The sequence below is a fragment of the Photobacterium obscurum genome (genome assembly GCF_026191635.1).
Lineage (GTDB): Bacteria > Pseudomonadota > Gammaproteobacteria > Enterobacterales > Vibrionaceae > Photobacterium > Photobacterium obscurum.
The window spans coordinates 112,815-128,675 of the sequence record NZ_JAKRRW010000001.1; the positions used below are offsets into that span (position 1 = coordinate 112,815).

General features: G+C 49.6%; 13 protein-coding genes. 6 read left to right on the plus strand and 7 right to left on the minus strand.

Translation table 11 applies throughout. The features are described 5' to 3' along the window. Window positions 1-28: 28 nt before the first annotated feature. Complete coding sequence (locus tag MD588_RS00505; RefSeq protein WP_265694800.1) at window positions 29-2,362, minus strand: DNA internalization-related competence protein ComEC/Rec2; 2,334 nt, start codon at window positions 2,360-2,362, stop codon at window positions 29-31. Window positions 2,363-2,394: 32 nt separating this feature from the next. Here MD588_RS00505 and MD588_RS00510 point away from each other — a divergent pair, with 32 nt between their 5' ends. Continuing rightward, on the plus strand, window positions 2,395-2,904 hold the full coding sequence (locus MD588_RS00510; protein WP_265694801.1) for a DUF2062 domain-containing protein: 510 nt from the start codon (window positions 2,395-2,397) through the stop codon (window positions 2,902-2,904). Window positions 2,905-3,096: 192 nt separating this feature from the next. Here MD588_RS00510 and lolE read toward each other — a convergent pair whose 3' ends face one another. From lolE to lolC, 3 genes are read right to left on the minus strand one after another with little or no spacing between them, the layout of a single operon-like run. Beyond that, the gene (lolE, locus tag MD588_RS00515; RefSeq protein ID WP_265694802.1) at window positions 3,097-4,341 is read right to left on the minus strand and encodes a lipoprotein-releasing ABC transporter permease subunit LolE; all 1,245 of its coding nucleotides are present in this window, start codon (window positions 4,339-4,341) and stop codon (window positions 3,097-3,099) included. Beyond that, on the minus strand, window positions 4,341-5,030 hold the full coding sequence (gene lolD / locus MD588_RS00520) for a lipoprotein-releasing ABC transporter ATP-binding protein LolD (protein ID WP_265694803.1): 690 nt from the start codon (window positions 5,028-5,030) through the stop codon (window positions 4,341-4,343). Before lolD ends, lolE begins: the two co-directional genes overlap by 1 nt. Further along, the gene (gene lolC / locus MD588_RS00525; RefSeq protein WP_265694804.1) at window positions 5,023-6,231 is read right to left on the minus strand and encodes a lipoprotein-releasing ABC transporter permease subunit LolC; all 1,209 of its coding nucleotides are present in this window, start codon (window positions 6,229-6,231) and stop codon (window positions 5,023-5,025) included. The genes lolD and lolC overlap by 8 nt, the downstream gene beginning before the upstream one ends. A 189-nt stretch (window positions 6,232-6,420) precedes the next feature. Between lolC and MD588_RS00530 the strand changes: the two genes are divergently transcribed. The 5 genes from MD588_RS00530 (at window position 6,421) to MD588_RS00550 (ending at window position 12,717) form a co-directional block, all read left to right on the plus strand. After that, the gene (locus MD588_RS00530; RefSeq protein WP_265694805.1) at window positions 6,421-6,993 is read left to right on the plus strand and encodes a PilZ domain-containing protein; all 573 of its coding nucleotides are present in this window, start codon (window positions 6,421-6,423) and stop codon (window positions 6,991-6,993) included. Window positions 6,994-6,999: 6 nt separating this feature from the next. Then, window positions 7,000-10,455 carry a transcription-repair coupling factor gene (gene mfd, locus MD588_RS00535; RefSeq protein WP_265694806.1) on the plus strand — a complete coding sequence of 1,152 codons (3,456 nt, stop codon included), beginning with the start codon at window positions 7,000-7,002 and terminating at the stop codon, window positions 10,453-10,455. A 29-nt stretch (window positions 10,456-10,484) separates the two neighbouring features. Continuing rightward, window positions 10,485-11,327: a peptidoglycan binding protein CsiV gene (locus MD588_RS00540; protein ID WP_265694807.1), complete on the plus strand. Its 843-nt coding sequence runs from the start codon at window positions 10,485-10,487 to the stop codon at window positions 11,325-11,327. A 259-nt stretch (window positions 11,328-11,586) separates the two neighbouring features. Beyond that, the gene (locus MD588_RS00545; RefSeq protein ID WP_265694808.1) at window positions 11,587-12,165 is read left to right on the plus strand and encodes a GNAT family N-acetyltransferase; all 579 of its coding nucleotides are present in this window, start codon (window positions 11,587-11,589) and stop codon (window positions 12,163-12,165) included. Window positions 12,166-12,243: 78 nt separating this feature from the next. Further along, complete coding sequence (locus tag MD588_RS00550; protein ID WP_407676531.1) at window positions 12,244-12,717, plus strand: FKBP-type peptidyl-prolyl cis-trans isomerase; 474 nt, start codon at window positions 12,244-12,246, stop codon at window positions 12,715-12,717. Window positions 12,718-12,799: 82 nt separating this feature from the next. On the opposite strand, the gene MD588_RS00555 is transcribed toward MD588_RS00550, so the two are convergent. The 3 genes from MD588_RS00555 to MD588_RS00565 all read right to left on the minus strand — a co-directional run bounded on the left by MD588_RS00555 (window position 12,800) and on the right by MD588_RS00565 (window position 15,841). Further along, entirely contained in the window at window positions 12,800-14,089 is a 1,290-nt protein-coding gene (locus tag MD588_RS00555) for an NAD(P)/FAD-dependent oxidoreductase (protein ID WP_265694809.1), read from the minus strand. 205 nt (window positions 14,090-14,294) lie between these two features. Further along, complete coding sequence (gene ycfP, locus MD588_RS00560; RefSeq protein ID WP_265694810.1) at window positions 14,295-14,837, minus strand: alpha/beta hydrolase YcfP; 543 nt, start codon at window positions 14,835-14,837, stop codon at window positions 14,295-14,297. Between the two features lie 158 nt (window positions 14,838-14,995). Next, window positions 14,996-15,841: a DUF6279 family lipoprotein gene (locus MD588_RS00565; protein ID WP_265694811.1), complete on the minus strand. Its 846-nt coding sequence runs from the start codon at window positions 15,839-15,841 to the stop codon at window positions 14,996-14,998. Window positions 15,842-15,861 lie beyond the last annotated feature (20 nt).

The following is a 15,861-nucleotide window of genomic DNA, read 5'->3' on the forward strand; positions in this document are numbered from 1 at the left end:
AACAAGAGTCACTGGGTATATAAATAAATTACTCCGACGCCAGCGCTCTGAACCAACTAGCTTTGACGTCCTGCCGGTATCGCTGAACCTCAATATCGCCCGCTTTAATAGTGAGAGTTACCTGTCCGCTCTCTGCTGTACTCAGCCACACCGCCTGCTTGTCCAGGTAACGCTGCTTGATCTCGGCAGACGGCAGCTGCCAGGGATTGTATCGAGCGACGGAAACCAACGCATAATCAGGCACCATTGCTGAGAGCCATGTTGCTGTCGAAGAGGTTTTGCTACCGTGATGGGGAACGAGCAAAGCATCAGGCGCTAATGTCGGCTCAAGCTGTGCCAATAACAGCTCGGAGATAGCATCAATATCACCCGTTAATAGCACTGACGTCGGGTTGGCAGGATTTAAGCCCCTATCACTGATTTCGATAACACAGGAATGGGGATTCGCGGCTCGTGATACCAGTTTAGGTGGCCAAAGCACCCGGAAATCAAGCATCTGCCATTGCCACAACTCACCACGGCGGCACGGCTTAAATCCATCTCGTCTATCACTACTGCGTCTCCATTCGGGCAACAAGCGTTCGTTCACCTCCTCAACACCTCCGGCATGATCGCTGTCAGCATGACTGAGTATCATGCCATCCAGTTGGCTGATGCCGTAACCGAGCAACACCGGCTCGATAACAGCAGTGGCAATACTGCCTTGTTCCCAGCGATTTCCGGTATCGTAAAGAACCGCAGCGTCATTTCGCCGGATTAACACCGCCAGGCCATGCCCGACATCCAGCATGTCGACCTGCCACTGCACTCTTGGTTTTTCGGATTCTTTGGTTAAAAGCGGTATCCCTCGCCAGCTGACAATGACCAGCACAATCACCAAATGCAAGTTTTTGAATCGCCGGAGAGGCAAGAACCAACTTAGAATTATCCAACCAATCCCCCCCAACAGATACGGCGACCAAGATAGTGACAGTTGCCACCATGCCCCCGTTGATAGTTCCGCCAGCCAGATCACAGGCGCAAGTGTAAGATCGGCCAACATCCAAAATCCGCTCGATAGTGGTGGTAACCACAAAGTCACTATTGCTGCTAAAACCAAGGGAACTGTCAGGAAACTAACCCAAGGAACCGCAAAAAAATTAATCACGGGAGCCAATGGAGATATACCACCGAACCACTGCCATTGCAGGGGCAACATCAAGAGCAACAATGCCAACTGCATCAAGGCTAGCAACCTGAGCTTGTCTCGCCAGGTAACCATCAGGGATTTTCCGCGCGAAGTATCAGAGCGCAATCCACTGATATTACACAGATAGAGAATAAATACGGCAGAAAAGGACAGCCAGAAGCCCGCCGCATAAAAAGCAAGAGGAGTCACAACCAGACATACCGTTAAGGCAACAAGCAGTACCTGCCAGCCAGGCCAATGGACTCGAAATCGGATTAAGCCCATGACCATAGCGCTCATCAACAGCGCCCGCTGCGTAGGAAAGCTGAATCCGGCAAGCCAAGCGTACCCCAGAGCAAACAACAGTCCAAGCCACAGGGGAAGCCACATTAACCTGTCAGTTTCAGGCGCAGCCCCCCGTATTATGCGGCCAATCCACCAGCCAAAGACAACCGCAAGACCAATATGCAGCCCCGATATTGCCATCAGATGCGAGAGCCCGCTGTCTCGCAATTGCAGCCAGTCGGTATTGCTCAACCCATCTCGAAAACCAAAACTTAATGCCAGTAAATAGGGCTGAAAATCCAAACTCTCTGTTAACTCGACAGTGCGATCAAAGGCGATCTGCCGCCATGCGGGCAGATTTTGGAACAACAACGAGTCACTCGGTGGATAGATTTTCTGGGCGGAGATCACCGCCCCCTTCCCATGTAGACCATGCCCTAAAAAATAGCGTTCAGCATCAAAACCGGCACGGTTTACCCGGCCATACGGACGCCGCAATTTGACGTCCAGCTGCCACCGCTCTCCCTGTTTCATTTCAACAGCATAAGGCCATTTCAGCCGAATACGAACAGGTGTCAGCATAGATATTTTGTGCTGTTCTATTGCTGACACATTAAAATCAACCTGAGTGGTTGGGATAATTGTATTTAATAGGCTACTAACTTCACCAACTATGGTAATATTTCCGCGCTCAATAGGTATCGTTCTAACGCCGTTTGCGTAGGATGTTGCTGCTATCTTCGCCACAAGCATGCCGCAAACGACCCAGATCAAGAAGTTGAGCCGAAAATAGTAAGAAACTATACAACCTATCATTAAGGCAGTAACAAACCAGATGTATTCTGGAATGAACGGCCAAAAATGAAGCGATAATATCCCTAACGCAATCCCGGCAGCGGCTTGGTTCATAACCGTATTGCCAGAATAACAAATGAATAAAAATGCCAAGACAAGTTATTAGACGTTTCTTGCCAAGCCATGACGTAATCAAACGCCAAAAGGCGCTGAAGATTTTCGGCAATGTGCTTTACAACCCCAATTTGTGGTGCCTCAACCGCCGCTCGGCCTCGGGCGCTTTTGCTGTGGGCCTGTTTATGGCATTCGTTCCACTTCCCAGCCAGATGATCATGGCTGCAGGGCTGGCAATCCTGTTCAGTGTCAATTTGCCATTGTCGGTCTGCCTGGTTTGGGTCAGCAACCCCGTGACGATGCCGGTTCTTTTCTATGGTGCCTACAAAGTAGGAGCCTGGCTGATGAACACTCCCCATCAACCTTTTCATTTCGAACTTTCGTGGGAGTTCCTGCTGCATCAAATGAGCCAAATCGGTCCTCCTTTCCTGTTGGGCTGCGCCGTCTGTGCGGTGTTCTTCGGGTTGGTGGGCTATTTCGGTATTCGTGGCCTGTGGCGCTACTCCGTCGTGCGTAGCTGGAATAAACGCAGATTTCGCTAGCAATAATACTCAGTCATAAAAAAACCTCGCATAAGCGAGGTTTTTTTATATCCTGAACAAGTCACGTGCAATGATAAAATAGCGGGATGAGAATCAGCTAACAGACAACCTTGGTATAGCTTAATAGCTGACATCAAACACGGGAACAGATTCACACTATTACGCCATACACACTACACCCAACACACTAGCTTACTTGGCACTGAGTACCTGCGCGGGATGCAAGGCACTTGCCCGTCTTGCCGGATACCAGGTAGCCAGCAGGCTAAGCACAATCGCTGTGGCCGTGACAATAACTACATCATGCATCGCCAGTTCCGTTGGCAGAAAATCAACAAAGTAGATATCACCGGAAAGGAATTGATGCCCAATTAACCCTTCGAGTCCTTTGATCAGCGTGGTCAAATTAATCGCCACCAATGAACCAATTGCCGAACCAAGCAGGCTTCCGACGACTCCCGAAAGAATCCCATGCCAAATAAAAATTGACTTCACCAAGCCGTCACCCGCCCCCATGGTTCGTAGGATCGCGATATCTGCCGAGCGATCTTTTACCGCCATCATTAAAGTCGACACTATATTGAAACAGGCGACACCAATCACCAACACCATCACTAGGTACATAATGGTACGTACCATCTGGATGTCTCGATACAGATAGCCATATTTCTGGGTCCAGCTTTTCAGGTAGACATAGACCGGCAACGTAAATCCGACTTCCCTGACAATAGACTGGGCATCCAGCACATTATCAACGTTGAGTGAAATACCGGAAACGCCCTCACCCATCGACAAGTACTGCTGAGCATCTGTCAGCGGAACCAGGGCAAAGTTATGATCAATCTGCCCGCCCAGCGCGAGCAAGCCTGCCACTTGCAGGCGGATCCGATGCGGCGCTTTAAGCTTGAGTGACGGATCGGGATTTGGGATCATTGCCGTTACCCAATCCCCAACTTCAATCCCGAGTTTATCGGCCACCCCTTGGCCTAAGATGACCTGTTTCTTACCCGGTGAAAGCTGATCCCAGGCATTTTCCTTGACGTAATCCGGAATCGCACTGACCTTGCGCTCTTGCTGCGGATTCACCCCTCGTACTTCTACCGCTTTCAGGCTGCTGCCTTTTTCAAGCAGAGCCGTAAACAGAATGTACGGTGCGGCACCTGTCACCCGAGGGTGTTGCTCTACCGTTTCCAGCACCGACTGCCACTCAGTAAATGGCGGCTTTACCGCTTCGAGTTCACCATGCGGGATCACCGACAATACGCGATTTTGCAACTCCCGCTCAAAGCCGTTCATTGCCGACAGGCCAATAATGATCACCGCCACACCAACAGCAATACCGAGAGTTGACGAAATTGAGATGAACGACACCATTCGGTTACGCTGCTTGGCCCGACTGAAGCGGCTGCCGATATAAAGAGAAAGAGGTCGAAACATTAGGCCCCCTCAACCAGCTCCAGCACACCGTCTTGCATGTGCATGCAACGGTCCAGTTTGCTGGCTAACTCGTTATCATGGGTAACCACCAAAAATGCGGTACCCGATTCTTTGTTGAGCTTACGCATCAAATCGTAAATCTCTAGGGCTGTTTTATGGTCGAGGTTGCCGGTCGGCTCATCGGCCAAAACCAATGACGGCTTATTGACCAGTGCACGAGCAATCGCAACACGCTGACGCTCACCACCACTCAGCTCCGACGGGCGATGTTCATAGCGGTGGCTAAGGCCTACCTGATCAAGCATGCTCTGCGCCTGAGATTTGGCTTTGTCCGCAGAAATACCACCGATCAAGAGTGGCATCGCCACATTTTCCATTGCACTAAAATCTGCCAACAAATGGTGAAACTGGTAAACAAACCCCACTTCCTGGTTGCGGATCTTGGCCTGCTTATTAGCATTCATCGCGTTCAGCTTCTGGCCTTTAAAGAAGACGTCACCATCGGTAGGTTCATCGAGCGCGCCCAGCAAATGCAGCAAGGTACTTTTCCCGGAGCCAGAAGCACCGATAATGCCCACCAACTCACCGGCATCAATACTGAAGCCGACGTCATTCAGCACCTCTGTCTCAATCTGAGCTTCGCGATAGACTTTACGCAACCCATGACAAACTAATAACGAATTACTCATAACGCAGTGCCTCAGCAGGACGAACAGATGCCGCACGGTAGGAAGGAAAAACAGTTGCCAGCAAGCTCAATACAATGGCCCCGACAATCACTAGAACGATTTGCATTGGCTTGACCACGACTGGCAGCGAACCACCCACCATCAGCAGTTGCACTCCCAATGCAGATAAAATTGAATTTAAGTTAAAAGCCGCAATGGTTCCTAGCAGACCGCCTGATAACGCCCCAATCACCCCGCTACTGGCACCTTGAACAATAAATACCATCAGTACTTGTCGGTTAGTCATGCCCTGAGTTTTGAGAATAGCGACTTCAGCCTGTTTCTCCATCACCACCATAATTAGTGCCGAAATGATATTAAAGGCCGCCACGCCAATGATCAGCCCAAGCATCAGGCCCATCATGTTCTTTTCCATTTTGACCGCCTGAAAAAGCTCACCGCGCTGCTCACGCCAGTCAGACCAAACCCAATTGTTGTCAAGCGGTGCCTGTGCCAGCTCGGTTACCACAAACGGGTCATCGACAAACAACCGCCATCCTGTGATTTCCCCGGCCTTATAACGCAATAACTTTCCGGCATCAGTGATATTAGTCAAGATCAACTGCTTATCAACGTCAGAACCTGTGTTAAAAGTCCCTTCTACCACAAAATTCCGCTGGCTAGGTATACGCCCCAAGGGCGTGTACTGACTGGCACTGGTCACCATCAGACGAACCTTGTCACCAACCTTAACGCTCAGCTGAGTAGCCAGAGACTGGCCAAGGATAATGCGGTAACGGCCCGGAGTCAGGTTCGCCACATCCCCCTGAGTAACATGGTAGCTGACCGGCTCGAAAGCCGTGGGCTCTACACCGAGCAGCAAGCCAGCAGATAAGGACGAGGCACTCTGCAAAACCGTTTCACTGCGGGTCAGCGGGGTTACCATAGAAACATAAGGCAATTGGGTTAATGATACTGGCGGTTCATCGCCCAACACCATTCTGCCGTTAGGCTGGGATATTACCGCCTGTGGCATGACGCCGAGGATACGCTCTTTGAGTTGCTGCTCAAAGCCGTTCATTACCGAGAGAACCGTCACTAGGGCTAAGACCCCGATCGTGATCCCTGCCGTAGACATATAGGATACAAAGCGGCTGAAGCGATCGCCGGAGCGGCCTCTCAAATACCGCAGACCTATAAAGAAAGAGACTGGATGAAACATAAATGAAGTCGAAACCACCCTGTTAAAAACTGCCAGCAAGAATACCCGTTGCAGCCTGTGATTACCATGCAGTGCCGTAAAACTAATGTAAAAACAGAGGGTAAAATAAGCACAGTGACAGTACTGAGCTTGCTCGAAGGCGATGTGTAAGTGATAATCGAAGAATAGTTAAATTATCACGAGTATGACATGAATCAGGATGAGTATTTTTCGGTACATACCGGGCTAACCATCAATGTTGAGCCGCTAGCACAAGGCGAGCAGCTTCCCGACGCGTTGGCATTTAGCCAGGAAATTCCGCCCTTGTTTCGTGTTGCCAGCGAATGCTCCGGCCTAGAAGAAGGTGTCGAGCAGTCCCTTGCCAACTTAGTCAAAGACGATAGCAAGCCTCTGCTTGACTATCTGGCGGCACAAAACAGCAAGATTAACTTATTGCTGTCTTTTGTGCTGTCACAACAAGATGATCCGGCATTACGCTATACCACTGAAACCTTTGGTGCCAGCAGACTCACATTTTTATCGAAAAACGCCTTTTCGGTCGGCAGCCTAGCTCGGGTTAAGCTATTTTTAGACAAGCCACCTGCAGCCGTTTACTGCTACGCCGAAGTCATAGACAGCCAGGCTAAGAACGGGCTATTTGAGATCACGCTCAAGTACAACCGGCTGCTGGAAGATGATCGGGATTTGCTGATACGTGCAGCCCTTTATATCCAACAGAAACTACTGCGCCAGCGCGCCCAACAGCGAACAGATACCCAATAAATACTCATGAAAGCAAATTCTTTACTCTCTCTTCCTTTACCGGCTAAGCAAGGAGACAGCCGGTTTATCGGCAATGTATCAGGTGCAGCTTTAGCCCTATCTGTTGCGGAACTGGCTCAATCTCACCAAGGGCCAGTGCTAGCTGTCGTCCCCGATACTCAAACAGCGCTTCGCCTGCAGCCTGAAATCATCCAATTTACCGATGTAGAAGTCAGCGTTTTTCCGGACTGGGAAACCCTGCCTTATGACAACTTTTCGCCGCATCAGGACATTATCTCTGATCGCCTGTCACGCCTGTACAAGCTGCCGACGCAAAATGATGGGATCATTCTTGTCCCTATCAGTACTCTTCTCCAGCGCCTGACACCCCGCGAATACATTCACCAGCATGCACTGATGGTAACAAACGGTGATCGCCTGTCACTGGACAAACTTCGCCTTCAACTTGAAGCCTCCGGCTACCGCCATGTCGATCAGGTGATGGAGCATGGTGAATATGCCAGTCGTGGTTCGTTGCTGGATCTATTCCCGATGGGCAGCAACCAGCCTTACCGCATTGATTTCTTTGATGATGAAGTCGACTCTATCCGCCAATTCGACCCTGAGAACCAGCGTTCTACCGGCGAGATTGACAATATCCATCTATTGCCAGCCCATGAATTTCCGACCGATGAAATCGCAGTTGAAGGTTTCCGGATGCGCTGGCGTGAGCGCTTCGAGGCTCGCCGCGAGCCTGAATCCATCTACCAGCAAGTCAGCAAACGCACCTGGCCGGCGGGGATTGAATACTGGCAGCCTCTGTTTTTTGAACAGACAGAGACCCTGTTCGATTATCTGCCCGACTCTAGCCTACTGGTTACTATCGGGGAATTAGAACCGGCCGTTGACCAATTCCTCAACGATGCTGAATACCGCTACGATCAGCGACGGGTAGACCCGCTCCGCCCGCTGCTCAAGCCTAGCGAACTCTGGCTCGGCAAAGACGAAATGTTCAGTGGTTTTAAAACCCTGCCCCAGGTTCGTATCCGCCGAGATGCCGAACCGGACAAAGCCGGACGCTACAACCCCTCGCTAGAAGCGGTACCAGAGCTGACTATCAACCACCAGCTCAAGGAGCCGTTGGCAGAGTTACGTCGTTTCTCTGAGCAATTTGACGGCCAGATTATTTTCTCCGTCGCATCGGAAGGCCGACGCGAAGCCCTGCTGGATCTACTCGCTCGGATCAAACTCCGGCCAATGGTATGTGCCAGCCTTCATGAAGCGGCAGCAGCACAGAGCAAATTCACTCTTGTTATCGGTGCAGCTGAGCAAGGTTTCATTCTTAGCAATCCGTCAATCGCCTTCATCTGTGAAAGTGATCTGCTGGGTGAGCGTGTCGTCCAGCGCCGCCGCCGTGAAGACAAAAAGAGCGTCAATACCGATACCATCATCCGCAACCTTGCCGAACTCCAGATCGGCCAGCCCGTCGTTCACCTCGACCACGGTATCGGGCGCTATCAGGGGCTGCAGACGCTTGAAGCCGGCGGTATCACTACCGAATATGTGACGCTCGAATACCAGGGGGGCGCCAAGCTATATGTCCCGGTTGCTTCCCTTCACCTGATCAGCCGTTACTCTGGCGGCGCCGAAGAGACTGCACCTATCCACAAACTGGGTGGTGAGACTTGGGCGAAGGCACGCAAGAAAGCCGCTGAGAAAGTCCGTGATGTAGCAGCAGAATTACTGGATGTGTATGCCAAGCGGGAGCTTAAACCCGGCTTCAAGTTCAAGCTGGATCGAGAAGCCTACGCCGATTTCTGTACCGGTTTTCCGTTTGAGGAAACCCATGATCAGGCCTTGGCAATCAATGCCGTTCTGTCTGACATGTGCCAGGCCAAAGCCATGGACCGCCTGGTCTGTGGTGATGTCGGCTTTGGTAAGACCGAAGTGGCAATGCGCGCAGCCTTTATTGCGGTCGATAACAGCAAGCAAGTCACCGTGCTGGTTCCAACCACCCTGCTGGCACAACAGCATTTTGAAAACTTCCGTGACCGTTTTGCCAATACCCCGGTGAGAGTCGAAGTACTCTCGCGCTTCAAAACAGCCAAAGAACAAAAACAAATTCTGGCTGATGCCGCCGAAGGGAAGATCGATATTCTGATTGGTACCCATAAACTACTCAATGCCTCGATTAGCTACCATGATCTGGGCTTGCTGATTGTCGACGAAGAGCACCGCTTTGGTGTCCGCCAGAAAGAAAAGCTCAAAGCAATCCGCTCGGACGTAGATATTCTGACGTTGACCGCAACACCGATCCCACGGACCCTGAACATGGCGATGAGCGGCATGCGCGATCTATCGATTATCGCCACCCCGCCAGCACGCCGCCTTGCTATCAAGACTTTCGTGCGCGAGAGCGAAGATGTGTTGATCCGAGAAGCCGTTCTGCGTGAGGTTATGCGTGGCGGTCAGGTGTACTTCCTGCACAATGATGTCGACTCCATTGAGAAAACAGCTGAAGATTTAGCCAAGCTGATCCCAGAAGCACGCATTACATTTGCCCATGGACAAATGCGCGAGCGTGAACTGGAAAAAATCATGAGTGACTTCTATCACCAGCGCTTTAACCTGCTGGTATGTACCACGATTATCGAAACCGGTATCGACGTACCGACCGCCAACACCATCGTCATCAACCGCGCCGATCATTTAGGCTTGGCACAACTTCACCAGTTACGAGGTCGAGTCGGCCGCTCGCACCACCAAGCGTATGCATACCTGCTGACACCACACCCGAAACGAATGACCAAAGATGCCGTCAAGCGCCTTGAAGCGATCGCTTCACTGGAAGATTTAGGTGCCGGCTTTACCTTGGCGACCCATGATCTCGAGATACGTGGTGCCGGTGAGTTGCTGGGGGATGAACAAAGCGGCCAGATTCAATCTGTTGGCTTCACTTTGTTCATGGAAATGCTGGAACAGGCCGTTGAGGCGCTTAAAGAAGGCAAGGAGCCTTCGCTCGACGATCTATTGCGCCAGCAAACAGAAATCGAGCTACGCCTGCCAGCATTGCTACCCGATGAGTACATTCCGGATATCAACACCCGGCTATCACTCTACAAACGCATAGCGAGCGCAGACAGTGAGAACGCACTCAACGAACTGAAAGTGGAACTCATTGATCGCTTTGGCCTGCTTCCGGATGCAACCACCAACCTGTTAACGGTCAACAAGCTCAAGCTAAAGGCTGCTGGAATGGGTATTCGACGTATTGAAGCCGGAGAGAAAGGGGGCTATGTTGAATTTACACAAAATGCGGCAATAGATCCTGGCTTCCTGGTCAGTCTGTTACAATCCCAACCGCAGCATTATCGTATGGATGGCCCGACCAAGTTAAAAGTCATGGCCCCAATGAGTGATCGTAAAGACAGAATTAAGTATGTTGACGGGCTACTAACAAAGCTTGGTCAAAACACCCTATAATTGTTGGCACTAAAGTGCGGAGTACTATCTTGAAAAAACTGATTTATTTACTGCTCTTAGCCATTAGCTGGCCAAGCTTGGCAGCAAGACAATTCGATATCGAAGTAATTTTGTTCAAGCGCAATATCGATCCAGCCCAGGTTAGTGAGTCATGGCCTGATCAGCAAAAGCCGATCAACATGAAAGGAACAATCTCTTTTGGTGATAACAGCCGTCTTTCAGCAAAAGGGATTAGCTTAATGTCACCGGGCGAGTATCAACTTACGGCTCAATACAACAAGCTTAAAGGCCATGCCGGTTTTACCCCATTGGCCCATTTTGGCTGGCGACAAGGTGACCTAAGCAAAGCCGCCGCACCAAAGTTTTACATTACGGCGGGCAAAGATTTCTCTGGTGATTACCTGCCGGATGGCACTTCAAAAGAAGAATTACGCCGCCGTGAAATGTCCGAACCAGCGACTTCTACCGATGCGGATAGTGGAATTATCGTGATCACCGATAATCCCGCTGCCGATACTGGTTCAGAGACCGCTGATGCTTCACCACAGTCCCCCCTGTACGAGCTAGAAGGCAAAATCCGCGTTTACGTACAGCATTACCTGTTTACCGAAGCCAGCCTCGACTTGCGTGAGCCTGGTCGCCGTGAGGTAATTGTCGGTGCAGAACCTATCGATATGGAGTCTGATTTACTGGCTGAAGAAAGCAACGTTCAGGTCGGTCATTTACAGGAAGTGAAAAAGAGAGTGGAAGTGGAAGAGTTCCTAAAATCCTACCGCTTTGACCAGCAACGTAAAATGAGAAGTGGTGAAACGCACTATCTAGACCACCCTCTAATGGGAATGGTCATCCAAATTCGCCGTGTAGGTGAGTAACTAATGGAATAAAAGAGAAATCGTTAAACTCAATACAAGACGTTTCTCTCGCCACGTAAAAGGCTGCCAATTGGCAGCCTTTTATTAGTTAGCCCTATCGCTCCCTTCATTACGGGCTTTTTTCACAATTATGATATCGCTCAATTGCCGCCTCCCCCTTTCCCCGTTTATGCTGATACCTATCTAACCCTAGAGCTTCAGCGGTACCATAATTTCAACAGAACGATTTCTAAGCCAAAACAAGAGCCTATTTAATAACATGAAAACCGACTTTGAAATCATCACGACGCGGCTATTGCTCCGACCCTACAAAATCGTTGATCTCAACGATCTTCTTGATGCCATTCAGTCTTCCGTTACTGAACTTAGCCCTTGGTTAGCTTGGTGTAGCGACGACTACGATCAGCATGATGCCTATGAATGGATCAACGCGAGCCGGCAAAACTGGCAGAATGATGTCAGCTACGAGCTGGCTATTATTGACCAAGACACAGAGCGACTGCTCGGCAGTATCTCGCTCAACAATATCTCTGCAATGCTTAATTCCGCGGAACTGGGGTATTGGATCTGCACTAAATATCACCAGCAAGGTATTGCTACCGAGGCCTGCCAGGCTATTGCTGAATTTGCGTTTAACACTCTCGGCCTGACCCGGGTTGAGATCGTTACCCATACCGGCAACCTTGCCAGCCAGCGAACAGCCCTTGCCTGCCAAGCAAAATTTGAGTGCACGGCAAGAAACCGAATTTACGCTCATGGAAAAGCTTATGACGGCTTGGTGTTTTCACTCATTCCTGAAGATATTCAACGCTATAAGCCTACTTTTCCGGCAAAATAGTCAGCCGAAGTACAAGCCAAGGATGTTGGTATAAGGTACTATGGCCACTTACCTCTAGCTAAGGAACGGGTATTTATCGTGTTTAAAATTATCATCACCATTGCGATCATCGGCCTTGTCATTTTCTTCATGCAGCGCTCACAAAGTAATAAGCAGTCAGCCGCCGAAAACATTCAAGTTGGGAAAGAGTTTCTTGCCAGTAATAAGCAACAGGAAGGGGTAAGAACCACAGAGTCAGGCCTGCAGTATCTGGTGCTACAAGAAGGTACCGGAACGGTTCACCCGAAAGCCTCTGATAAAGTAACCGTTCACTATCACGGCACTCTGCTGGATGGTACGGTATTTGACAGCTCAGTTGAGCGTGGCGAAACCATCCAATTCGGTTTAGGTCAGGTTATTAAGGGCTGGACTGAGGGACTGCAATTGATGGTTGAAGGCGAAAAAACGCGCCTGTATATTCCGGCAGAGCTTGCCTATGGCAATCGTGCAATCGGCGCCATCCCACCCGGCTCCGTGTTAATCTTTGATGTTGAGCTAATCAAAATTAACTAATGAATCAGTTACAAAAACGCCGCTATAGCAATAGCGGCGTTTTTACATCTGAAACACGATAAAGCCTTTAGGCTAATTTGTATTAGTGCAGTTTCAGGTTTGGACGCAACACTCGGTTGATGCGCCCAACTAGCATCATCAGGCCGGTTTTAAACACGCCATGTAGCGCAACTAAATGCATTCGGTACAACGAAATATATACGACGCGGGCAATACGGCCCTCTACCATCATCGAGCCCTTAGTCAGGTTACCCATCAGGCTACCCACTGTCGAGAAACGACTTAGCGAAACCAGTGAGCCATGATCGCTGTACACATAAGGTTTCTGGGCACGATCTGTCATCTTGGCGACAATATTTGAGAAACAGCGGCTTGCCATCTGGTGTGCTGCCTGGGCACGCGGTGGCACGAAGCTGCCATCTTCCTGGGCACAGCATGCCAGATCACCAATCACATAAATGTCATCGTCACGGGTAGTCTGCAGCGTTGGTTTCACAACCAGCTGGTTGATTCGGTTGGTTTCAAGGCCGGCAATATCCTTGATAAAATCAGGCGCCTTGATACCAGCAGCCCAAACCATAATCTGAGCCGGGATATGATCACCGTCTTTGGTTGTCAGGCCGGTTTCATCGGCCTTGGTCACCATAGTCGCCGTACGGACATTCACTCCCAATTTCGTTAGCTCGCTGTGAGCCGCAGAAGAAATGCGTGGCGGCAGTGCCGGCAGAATACGCTCGCCGGCTTCAACCAGGTTTACATTCAGGCGTGAGCTATCCAGATCGCCAAAACCGTATGTACGCAGCTCCTTCACCGCATTATGCAGCTCGGCAGAAAGCTCAACCCCGGTTGCACCGGCACCAACGATAGCAATATCAACCGTTTTCTGGTCTTTATTGGCATGCAGTTTAAGGAACTGGTTGTTCATCTCTGTGCGGAAGCGGTGCGCCTGCTCAGGGCTATCCAGGAAGATGCAGTTATCACGCACACCTGGAGTATTGAAATCATTCGATGTTGAGCCGATAGCCATCACCAGAATATCGTACTCTAGTTCGCGCTCAGGCATTAGCAGTTCATCCTGCTCGTCATACAGCGCAGCAAGTTTAATTACCTTACGCTCGCGGTCAATCGACTGCAGGCTACCCATCTGGAAATCAAATGAATGGTTTTTGGCATGAGCACGGTAGCTCAGCGCATCAACCCCAGCATCCATTGAACCTGTCGCAACTTCATGCAGAAGCGGCTTCCACAGATGGCTGGCTTTACGATCGACAAGGGTAACGGTTGCACGACGTTTGCGGCCGAGTGTACGACCTAACTTTGTCGCAAGCTCAAGGCCGCCCGCACCGCCACCAACTACGATAATACGAGTCACAATAACTTCCTCTTAATTGTAAAATTTTTATAGCTCAGGGCCTTATATCGATTTTTATCCTTAAATCTCAGATGATAACGCTCTGGCTGACTGACTAATACCAAACTGAAAAGTGCTCGGCCGCACACTAAGCGCACCAAGGTTCACTGTTCGATTTGGTATCAAAGCAGACGGATTGGCTCCGTCTGCGGAGGGTAGGAGGTAATTACAGTGTTTCTTTAAAGGATTTTATAGTTTGTAGATGCTGTGAGATCTTTTTAAATTTATGGCTTTGTGTCTCATCCCAGATAATTTCGTAGTAATCACCGAGAGCATCTTTTGTATTACGATTATCTAATACTTCATCATTAGTTGAAAGTATGCAAAGGCAATTACCTGCATTTTTTTTACGAAAATCCGTCACACATTTCGTCGATATGTCGCTATATTCTTCAGGTCGGTCAATTCTTCCCTCCATGTTAATTTCGGGGTGCAGGTTTGGGTTAAAAATAACCTGTTTCATCCCACACAGAAAACCAATTCGCTCCGACCAATAGCCACCCAGACCGACACCGCAGATCAACGGATTCTTGTCACTGGACTCTTCTTTCAGCTTATGCACTTCTTTGAGTAAGTGCTGCATATCATGCTTGGGGTGCTGCGTACTGTAATTCACAAAGCGAACATCAGGGTCAATAAATTGAAGCTGTAGTACCTTTTCATGATTACCCGGGCTTGTTGAGTCAAAGCCGTGCAGATAAATGATCATCTCTTCTCCCTGTGGTTCTTATTTTTTCACTCTGAATTTAATCTAACATGTTTTGTCCGGTTTAAAAGGCGAAAAATATGACAACGTTAGCAAAAAAGGCTCCAATCAGGGGTTAGATAAGAGGTCGTGAATATAAAATCGGATACACGGTTGAGGTCTTACTGGTTGATCAACACCGCAACCTCTTTACGAATTTCTGTCAGTCGACCATCAAGGTAGCGGCGCTGCTTGTCGTCTAGACTGTTACTCAAACGCCTCATCAGGTCAAACCGCCGGTTCAGGTAAAAATTAATTTCTAGCTGAACATCGCTATTTTCGAACGCCACAAGACGTTGCAGTACCTGGCTCAATTGCGCCTCAAAGTCGGCTTTACCCCGATTTTTTGTCAGGTAGCGCCAATCACGTAAAAATTGGTTCCAGAATGTAAAGAAGACAGGTTCCATTTCTACCTGATAGCCCGCCAACTCTGCCAGTAATGCTTTTTGCTTACTGGTCAACGACCCCGTCCAATTGCCAGCGGCTTTATGCAGGGCCTTGGCACGTTTACTCACTTTCTGCTTGGTAGTCAGGATTTCACGCTCTTGGCGTAACTCATCAATGTAACTTTCTATCTTGCTATTCATTTGTGCCATCTGCAGATCATCCAATTGACGCAGCATAACAGCCAGCGGTGTGGCAAACAGGTTCACGGAATCTTTCCCGATGACAGTAAATTTGTCGTGGTATTCTCGCACTTGGCTGAATGTCAGAGGCTTTACCAGATCCGCCTGCAATTCTAATATCAGCTGATGCAGCTTGGGCAACTCCTGCCGTCGGTGAATAGCCAGTGCCTTATCAAGCTCAGCATCAAATGTCCTTTCCTGACTAGAGTTCAGGCTGACATAATCAGACAGGTAATAGGAGATCCAGAAATCGAGGGTATTGTAGGCAAGGCGCATAACGCAACCGCTGAACATCAACAGGATAATTAGCCCAGCAATCGTACGAATCCATTTCCGAGGCATCATCCCCTCCATTCGTTATG

What these genes read in the sequence shown, in the direction of transcription:
- MD588_RS00505 (WP_265694800.1), bottom strand. Translation starts at nt 2,362, where the DNA reads ATGAACCAAGCCGCTGCCGGGATTGCGTTAGGGATATTATCGCTTCAT.
- MD588_RS00510 (WP_265694801.1), top strand. Translation starts at nt 2,395, where the DNA reads ATGCCAAGACAAGTTATTAGACGTTTCTTGCCAAGCCATGACGTAATC.
- lolE (WP_265694802.1), bottom strand. Translation starts at nt 4,341, where the DNA reads ATGTTTCGACCTCTTTCTCTTTATATCGGCAGCCGCTTCAGTCGGGCC.
- lolD (WP_265694803.1), bottom strand. Translation starts at nt 5,030, where the DNA reads ATGAGTAATTCGTTATTAGTTTGTCATGGGTTGCGTAAAGTCTATCGC.
- lolC (WP_265694804.1), bottom strand. Translation starts at nt 6,231, where the DNA reads ATGTTTCATCCAGTCTCTTTCTTTATAGGTCTGCGGTATTTGAGAGGC.
- MD588_RS00530 (WP_265694805.1), top strand. Translation starts at nt 6,421, where the DNA reads ATGAATCAGGATGAGTATTTTTCGGTACATACCGGGCTAACCATCAAT.
- mfd (WP_265694806.1), top strand. Translation starts at nt 7,000, where the DNA reads ATGAAAGCAAATTCTTTACTCTCTCTTCCTTTACCGGCTAAGCAAGGA.
- MD588_RS00545 (WP_265694808.1), top strand. Translation starts at nt 11,587, where the DNA reads ATGAAAACCGACTTTGAAATCATCACGACGCGGCTATTGCTCCGACCC.
- ycfP (WP_265694810.1), bottom strand. Translation starts at nt 14,837, where the DNA reads ATGATCATTTATCTGCACGGCTTTGACTCAACAAGCCCGGGTAATCAT.
- MD588_RS00565 (WP_265694811.1), bottom strand. Translation starts at nt 15,841, where the DNA reads ATGCCTCGGAAATGGATTCGTACGATTGCTGGGCTAATTATCCTGTTG.